At 57.6% G+C, this 7,688-nt stretch carries 8 protein-coding genes; 6 read left to right on the forward strand and 2 right to left on the reverse strand.

Annotation, left to right across the window (positions count from 1 at the left end; translation table 11 throughout):
* The first annotated feature begins 5 nt into the window (after window positions 1–5).
* The 4 genes from C7476_RS08695 (at window position 6) to C7476_RS08710 (ending at window position 4,632) form a co-directional block, all read left to right on the forward strand.
* The gene (locus C7476_RS08695) at window positions 6–500 is read left to right on the forward strand and encodes an Lrp/AsnC family transcriptional regulator (protein WP_114429422.1); all 495 of its coding nucleotides are present in this window, start codon (window positions 6–8) and stop codon (window positions 498–500) included.
* A 135-nt stretch (window positions 501–635) separates the two neighbouring features.
* On the forward strand, window positions 636–2,129 hold the full coding sequence (locus C7476_RS08700; RefSeq protein ID WP_114429423.1) for an NAD-dependent succinate-semialdehyde dehydrogenase: 1,494 nt from the start codon (window positions 636–638) through the stop codon (window positions 2,127–2,129).
* An 18-nt stretch (window positions 2,130–2,147) separates the two neighbouring features.
* Entirely contained in the window at window positions 2,148–3,527 is a 1,380-nt protein-coding gene (locus tag C7476_RS08705; RefSeq protein WP_114429424.1) for an aspartate aminotransferase family protein, read from the forward strand.
* A gap of 10 nt (window positions 3,528–3,537) precedes the next feature.
* Window positions 3,538–4,632: an alcohol dehydrogenase family protein gene (locus C7476_RS08710; RefSeq protein WP_114429425.1), complete on the forward strand. Its 1,095-nt coding sequence runs from the start codon at window positions 3,538–3,540 to the stop codon at window positions 4,630–4,632.
* A 13-nt stretch (window positions 4,633–4,645) separates the two neighbouring features.
* On the opposite strand, the gene C7476_RS08715 is transcribed toward C7476_RS08710, so the two are convergent.
* Window positions 4,646–5,578, reverse strand: a complete 933-nt coding sequence (locus C7476_RS08715) for a LysR family transcriptional regulator (protein ID WP_114429427.1) — start codon at window positions 5,576–5,578, stop codon at window positions 4,646–4,648.
* A 99-nt stretch (window positions 5,579–5,677) separates the two neighbouring features.
* Here C7476_RS08715 and C7476_RS08720 point away from each other — a divergent pair, with 99 nt between their 5' ends.
* Complete coding sequence (locus tag C7476_RS08720; RefSeq protein ID WP_114429429.1) at window positions 5,678–6,559, forward strand: NmrA/HSCARG family protein; 882 nt, start codon at window positions 5,678–5,680, stop codon at window positions 6,557–6,559.
* 83 nt (window positions 6,560–6,642) lie between these two features.
* Here C7476_RS08720 and C7476_RS08725 read toward each other — a convergent pair whose 3' ends face one another.
* A complete protein-coding gene (locus C7476_RS08725; RefSeq protein WP_114429431.1) occupies window positions 6,643–7,155 on the reverse strand; it encodes a GNAT family acetyltransferase in 513 nt (170 codons plus the stop codon).
* 292 nt (window positions 7,156–7,447) lie between these two features.
* On the opposite strand from C7476_RS08725, the gene C7476_RS08730 reads away from it, so the two are divergent.
* A partial coding sequence (locus tag C7476_RS08730; protein ID WP_147274636.1) for a class I SAM-dependent methyltransferase occupies window positions 7,448–7,688 on the forward strand: 241 nt, incomplete at its 3' end.

Raw genomic sequence — 7,688 nt, forward strand, 5'->3', positions numbered from 1 at the left:
GGGACATGACACCATTCAAGCTTGATCCGATCGATATTCGCATTCTTGACGAGATCCAGCGCGAGGGCCGGATCACCAAACTTGCCCTGGCCGAACGCGTCGGCATATCGCCAACGCCGTGCTGGACGCGTCTGCGCCGGCTGGAGAAAGCCGGAATTATCACCGGTTATCATGCTCGTATTGCTCTGCGGCTGGTGACGCCGGTAACAACCGTTCTGATGGAAGTGACCCTTGGAGCGCATCGTCAGGCGGATTTCGACCGGTTCGAACGGGCCATCAAGATCATACCGGAGGTTGTAGCGTGCTGGTCAGTCGGCGGCGGCGTGGACTATGTGTTGAAGGTCATGGCGCGGGATATCGATGCCTATCAGCGTCTGGTGGATGGGCTCTTGCAGCGCGAAATCGGGATAGACCGCTATTTCACCTATATCGTCACCAAGACGGTCAAGGATGACGTTATTCTGCCGGTCGCCGACCTCGTGACGGCAACTGACCCCTAGGTCCTGACCCCAGTTAGTCAATCTCTCTTCATTTCTGTCCTGATGCAGACAATCTCTCCTGGATAGCAACGGGAAACAGCCTCTCTCTCTTCATCTTCATGCGAGTCTTGTACCGAACATTTTCGGGAGAACCGCATGTCCGCCCATTTCGCACGACCAGACCGCCATCCGGCCCTCGATGGCCTGCGTGATCGCCGCATGCTGCGCGAGTTGGCCTATGTCGACGGCCATTGGACGGCCGGCGACGCAGGTCAGACGTTCGAGGTCAGCGACCCGGCGTCCGGCGCCAAAATCGGTTGGGTTTCGAAACTCAATGCTGATCAAACGACAATTGCGATCGACGCCGCGGCGAAGGCATTCCCAGCGTGGCGGGATCTCTTGCCGCAAGAGCGCACATCCAAGCTGCGCCGCTGGTATGAACTCATTCTCGAAGCCAAGGATGATCTGGCCTTGATCATGACGCTGGAGCAGGGCAAGCCGCTGGCTGAATCCCGCGGTGAGATCGACTATGCTGCATCGTTTATCGAATGGTATGCGGAAGAATCCAAACGGCTCAATGCCGAGGGCGTTACCAGTCATCTGCCGCATGCCGAAATGATTGTCCGTCGCGAAGCCTTGGGTGTTGTCGGTGTGGTAACACCGTGGAACTTTCCATCGGCGATGCTGACGAGAAAAGCTGCAGCGGCGTTGGCGGCCGGTTGCACGATCGTTGCGCATCCATCGTCCCAAACGCCACTATCGGCGCTGGCATTGGCCGAACTTGCCGACCGCGCAGGTATTCCGGGCGGCGTTTTCAACATTGTCACAGGCGACGCAGCCACCATTGTCGGACGTCTGTGTGAAGATTCGCGTGTTCGCGCTTTGAGTTTCACCGGCTCGACGGAAATTGGACGCTTAATCGCCGGCCAATGCGCTCCGACGATGAAAAACCTGATCATGGAGCTTGGCGGCCATGCGCCGTTGATCATTTTCGCCGACGCCGATATCGATCGCGCGGTGGATATCGCCATCGCCGCAAAATTCGCAACGTCGGGTCAGGATTGCCTCGCTGCCAACCGCATATATGTTGAGCGCTCAATTCAAGACGCTTTTGCCACTGCCCTTACCAAGCGAATTGGAGAGCTCAAGGTCGCGCCGGGATTGACCGAAGGCAGCGATATCGGGCCGTTGATGCACGAACGAGCGGTACAGAAGGTTGAGGAACAAGTCGCTGATGCCCTGGCGCGCGGGGCGAATTGCCTCGTTGGTGGTAAACGCCATCGAGCTGGCACGCTCTTTTACGAGCCGACGCTTCTGACCAATGTTTCCGACGATGCGCTGATCATGCGCGAGGAAACGTTTGGTCCTGTTGCAGCGATCGCCTCGTTCGACAGCGAAGACGAGGTCGTTGCGCGGGCCAATGCCACGGAATACGGTCTTGTCGCCTATGCCGTCACCAAGGACGGTGCGCGTATGCTGCGTCTTGGACGCAAACTCGAATACGGCATGGTCGCGATCAATCGCGTTAAAATTACCGGCGCGCCGATTCCATTCGGCGGCATCAAACAGTCAGGTCTTGGTCGCGAGGGCTCGCGTCATGGGATCGAGGCTTTCACCGAACTCAAATATCTCTGCATCGATACGCACTGAATTTTAAAGGAAATCACCATGCTTGACCGCTCTAACGAACTTAACGCCTGGGACCGGGATCATTTCTTTCACCCCTCGACGCATATGGGCACACATGCGCGCGGCGAAACGCCGACCCGGGTGATCAGAGGCGGTGAGGGCGTTCACATCACCGACAGCACAGGGCGGACGAGCATCGATGCATTTGCCGGGCTTTATTGCGTCAATGTGGGCTATGGGCGGACGGAAATCGCCGACGCGATTGCCAAGCAGGCCAAGGAGCTCGCCTATTATCACGCCTATGTCGGGCATGGCACGGATGCGTCGATTACACTGGCCAAGATGATCATCGACCGCGCACCGGAAGGAATGAGCCGCGTCTATTTCGGTCTGTCCGGTTCTGACGCGAACGAGACCAACATCAAGCTGGTCTGGTACTACAACAATGTGCTCGGGCGTCCGGAAAAGAAGAAGATCATCTCGCGTTGGCGCGGCTATCATGGCTCTGGCGTCATGACCGGTAGTCTGACCGGCCTCGAACTCTTCCACAATGCTTTCGATCTGCCGCGCGCGCCGATCCTGCACACGGATGCGCCCTATTATTTCCGCCGCGAAGACCGCTCGATGAGCGAGGAGCAATTCTCCCAGCATTGCGCCGACAAGCTCGAGGAGATGATCCTGGCCGAAGGTCCGGAAACGGTGGCGGCGTTCATTGGCGAGCCGATCCTTGGCACCGGCGGTATTGTGCCGCCGCCGGCGCATTACTGGCAAAAAATCCAGGCTGTTCTCAACAAATATGACATCCTGTTGATCGCCGATGAGGTCGTGACCGGCTTTGGCCGTCTGGGCACCATGTTCGGTTCCGACCACTACGGCATCAAACCGGACCTGATCACCATCGCCAAGGGTTTGACCTCCGCCTATGCGCCGCTGTCGGGCGTCATCGTCTCCGACAAGGTTTGGCAGGTGCTGGTGCAAGGCTCGGATATGCTGGGCGCGCTCGGTCACGGCTGGACCTATTCGGCGCACCCGATTTGCACGGCGGCCGGGGTTGCCAACCTCGAATTGATCGACAAGCTCGATCTCGTGACCAATGCAGGTGAGACAGGTGCCTATTTCCGCGGGCAGTTGACGCAGGCGCTGGCCGATCATCCAATCGTCGGAGAGGTTCGTGGCGACGGCATGCTGGCGGCCGTAGAGTTTGTTGCGGACAAGGACGACCGCAAGTTCTTCGATCCGGCATTGAAAGTCGGGCCGCGCATCGCAACGGCCCTGGCAGAGCTGGGGGTGATAGGCCGCGCCATGCCGCAAGGCGATATTCTGGGCTTCGCGCCACCCCTGTGCCTGACACGGCACGAAGCGGACATCGTCGTCAAAGCCGCAGCCGATGCTGTCGGATCGGTAGCCAAGACACTCTGAGGTAGCGAAGATGAAACATGAGAAGTTTCCGAAGACCATGGCCGCGGTTCAACTCATCGGCCATGGCGGTCTCGACAAGCTGATCTACAACACGCAAGTACCAGTGCCAGCGCCAGCTGCGGGCGAAGTGCTGATTTCTGTCACCGCATGTGGCATGAACAACACCGATGTGTGGGTGCGGGAAGGCGCTTATGGCACCGAGGAAGATGCCGGCGCCATTTCCACGTGGCGCAGGCAAGAGCCGACGCTGACCTTTCCGCGTATTCAGGGAACCGACATTGTCGGAAATATAGCTGCTGTCGGCGAGGGTGTGCCGCACGACCGCATTGGTCAGCGCGTCATGGTGGATTTCTCGATCTACAATCGCGAAGACGATAGCCTTGCAGATATCGATTATATCGGCCACGGCCGCGATGGCGGCTATGCGGAATACGTCACGGTGCCTGCCGAGAACGCCCATGTGGTGAATACGGATATGAGCGATGTCGAGCTTGCGACGTTCTGCTGTGCTTACCTGACCGGCGAACAGATGCTGGAACGGGCAGGGCTGAAGCATGGCGAGAACATACTTGTCACCGGAGCGTCCGGCGGTGTCGGCTCCGGCATTGTCCAGCTTGCGCGGGCGCGCGGCGCGATTCCGTATGCACTTGTCGGGCCCGGCAAGGAACAGGCACTGCTCGATCTCGGCGCTGAAGCTGTCATCACGCGGGGTACGCAAGATCTCGTTGCTGCGGTTAATAATGCAACAGGGGGCAAGCCCATCGATGTGGTTGCCGATCTCGTCGGCGGTGCAATGTTCAATGAACTGCTACGTATCCTGCGGGCCGAGGGCCGCTATACCACAGCGGGAGCGATCGGTGGACCGGTCGTGCAGCTGGACTTGCGTACAATGTATCTCAAGCAGCTCGCCCTGCATGGATCATCACAGGGAACGCGCGGCGATTTCCGTCGTATCTTGCGCTACATAAAGGAAGGCAAGATCAAGCCGCTTGTCGGCGGCGTCTATCGCTTGTCCGAGTTCCACAAGGCGCAGACCGATTTCATGGCAAAGGGATTTGTCGGGAAACTGGTCGTAGTGCCGGATTCGAAATTTCCCCAAGTGTAGGAGCGGACCGGGTTTACCGGCTGCTTTGGCTCAAGTCGACCACGGCTTCATTTTTCTCGCTGACGGCGCTCAATCGTTCTGCTGCGAGTTCGATGAACGCCTTGACCAGGGGCGAAAGGTGGCGGCTGCTCGGATACACAACATAGAGGCCGCCAACAGGTGTCGTGTAATCGTCGAGGACGCGGCGCAACCGCCCGTCCTTGTTAGGCACTTCGGCCACTTGGTAGGGTAATTGGGCGATGCCGTAGCCGGCAATCGCAGCAGCAGTTACCGCCTGCATTTCGTTGGCGGCGAAGCGCCCGGACACTATGACCGTTTCCTGTCCATGCAAGCCGTCCAACACCCAGTGCGCATTTGTTATCGACGGGCCAGCGATGACGCAGTGGTGGCGGGCGAGGTCCGCCGGAGTTACCGGCACGCCATGACGGGCGATATAGTCCGGGCTCGCGCATAGAATTCTATGCGTAGAGCCGAGTTTGCGGGCGATCAGTGTGGAGTCTGGAAGGACCCCGGTGCGGAATGCGAGGTCGATACCTTTCTCGACCAGATTAAGCGTGTCGTCGGTCAGGCACAACTCGGCTTTGGTTTTCGGATAGGTCGCCAGAAAATCGAAAATCGCGCTGGATAGGAAATGACCACCAAAGCCGACTGGAGCCGATATCCGAATTGTGCCCGAAGGCTCTGCCCTCGCTTCCGCGAGCTGTAGATTTGCATCTTCGATTGTCCGCAGCGCCTGGCTGCTCTGCTCGTAGTAGAGACGTCCTGCATCCGTCACGTTGAGGCTGCGTGTGGTGCGCTGAAGCAGGCGGACGCCCACCTCACGCTCAAGCGCGGCAATGCGACGGCTGACCGTCGTCTTGGGCATGCCCAGCAACCGCGCTGCGGCAGTGAAGCTACCAGCCTCTATGACGCGAGCGAACACCACAATATCGTTGAGGTCCAGCATTGTATCCAAATTCGGGACGATGTTTCTCAATTATAGGCTATTATGGTTTAATGTGACAAGTCCTAACTTCGCTTCATCGGAAACAACAGGAGCAGAGATATGACTACCAAGCGAAGCATTCTGGTTACTGGCGCGACGGGCCAGCAAGGCGGCGCGGTCGCGCACGCACTGCTATCGAGAGGACATCGCGTCAAAGCGCTTACGCGCAAACCGGACGGCGATAACGCACAGCAGCTCGCATCGGCAGGCGCTGAGGTCGTGGCTGGCGATCTCGGTGACGCGACATCGGTTCTAAGGGCTGCAAATGATGTCGATACGATGTTTTTGATGGGTAATAGCTATGAGGCTGGGGTGGAGGAGGAAACCCGCCAGGGGATCCTTGCCGCCGATGCTGCGAAAGCTGCTGGCGTCGGGCATTTGATCTACTCGTCCGTCGCCGATGCCGACAAGAAGACAGGTATCCCGCATTTCGAAAGCAAGTATCTCGTCGAGAAGCATGTCGCTGGCCTTGGCATCCCCTATACAATCAGTGCGCCGGTCGCCTTCATGGAGAATGTCGTCGCACCGTGGTCGATTGGTGCGCTGCGCCAAGGCACGCATGCTTTCGCGATGCCTCCCAAACGCGTCCTTCAACTGGTAGCCGTGGCGGACATCGGAGCTTTCGTTGCCGTCCTGGTTGAGCGGCGCGAGAACGTGATCGGCAAACGTTTCGATTTCGCCGGAGATGAGTTATCTGGCGAGGAGCAGGCGAAAATCCTGTCGCAAGCCATCGGTCGCCCGATCAACTATCAGGAAATCCCGATCGCCGCGGCTCGCCAGCAAAGCGAGGATGCGGCACTCATGTTCGAATGGTTCGACCGCGTCGGCTATGACGTCGACATTTCCGCCGTGCGGAGGGACTTCCCGGAAATCAGCTGGCACAGTTTCGCTGGCTGGGCGCGCAAGTTTGACTGGAGTATTCTCGAGCAGCCTTCTACCTGAGCTCTTATAGACGACATCCCCGGGTGATGAAACCTGAGCGGAGCGGATCAGCAATCGCAAAAATTGGTGGTCCGCTTCCCATTTCACTTGTTTGTTTGTGAAGCAGAGCGTTTGTTCCGTGTCGTCGGTGCTGGATCCTTGTCGGATATTTCATTTTCTACAGACGCACTTAGTTTTTGATAAATGCCCAATCCAACGACCAACAAAACGCCGGTGAGCAGCAGGAGCGTGGGGTAAATCATTGTCGGAACGTCTTTTTTCCCAGCCTCGAATACCGCGACCAACCCTTCCAGAAACACTGCGATGGCAATGGTCGAGATGAATTTTGTCAAACTCCTGCGAGCCTCGGCCGCCCGACGCATCTCACGGGCGCGAATTGCCTCTTCTTCCAACAGGTATTTGCCGACATCGAATACTGCGATGGCGATGACAGTATATCCCACTGCTTCAAGCAGGGTGGTGCCGATGTTGGCACTGTATGTCACCAAATCCCTCGCAACTTCATAGGCTGCATAAGCGATCAAACCAAAAGCCAGCAACATGAGAAACGCGCTGGCGACTGCGAATGCAATGCGGGTAACTCTGTCGAAGATCATTCCTTAAGTTCCCCCCGGATATTTTCCTCTTGGATATCTCTCGTCTTTTAGAATCACTTCAATTCGGTCTCAAACGACATCGCATTTTAATGCAGGGCCGAGCGGCTGTTCTCGGCAACCTCGACCATTGCGCTATATAAGTCGCATATGCTGCGGTGTTTGGAAATTGTTCTGTTGGTGAGCGCGCGGGGGTTCGAACCCCGGACCTACTGATTAAAAGCATATATTTAGGATTTTTCCCCTATTGTCCAAGCATTTTTCGAGCCTATTGTCTTGAAGGAGGAGCGCTAGAATGAGCACCGACCGGAATACCGTGCGGTCCTATGATATGGTCGCGGCGGAGTACGCTGCCGAGGCCGCGGCGATGCCCGAATGGGTAGCGACAGAGATCGATGCGTTCGTGGCCGAGCTGGGCGGCTCGGGCAGGGTGCTGGAGATCGGAAGCGGTGGTGGCCGAGATGCACTTGAGCTTGAGAAGCGGGGAATTAGCGTCCGGCGCACCGACATTTCAAAGGGTTTCGTCGAACTGCTTC

The organism is Phyllobacterium bourgognense, assembly GCF_003337575.1.
Lineage (GTDB): Bacteria > Pseudomonadota > Alphaproteobacteria > Rhizobiales > Rhizobiaceae > Phyllobacterium > Phyllobacterium bourgognense.

What these genes read in the sequence shown, in the direction of transcription:
- C7476_RS08725 (WP_114429431.1), bottom strand. Translation starts at nt 7,155, where the DNA reads ATGATCTTCGACAGAGTTACCCGCATTGCATTCGCAGTCGCCAGCGCG.
- C7476_RS08710 (WP_114429425.1), top strand. Translation starts at nt 3,538, where the DNA reads ATGAAACATGAGAAGTTTCCGAAGACCATGGCCGCGGTTCAACTCATC.
- C7476_RS08705 (WP_114429424.1), top strand. Translation starts at nt 2,148, where the DNA reads ATGCTTGACCGCTCTAACGAACTTAACGCCTGGGACCGGGATCATTTC.
- C7476_RS08715 (WP_114429427.1), bottom strand. Translation starts at nt 5,578, where the DNA reads ATGCTGGACCTCAACGATATTGTGGTGTTCGCTCGCGTCATAGAGGCT.
- C7476_RS08700 (WP_114429423.1), top strand. Translation starts at nt 636, where the DNA reads ATGTCCGCCCATTTCGCACGACCAGACCGCCATCCGGCCCTCGATGGC.
- C7476_RS08695 (WP_114429422.1), top strand. Translation starts at nt 6, where the DNA reads ATGACACCATTCAAGCTTGATCCGATCGATATTCGCATTCTTGACGAG.
- C7476_RS08720 (WP_114429429.1), top strand. Translation starts at nt 5,678, where the DNA reads ATGACTACCAAGCGAAGCATTCTGGTTACTGGCGCGACGGGCCAGCAA.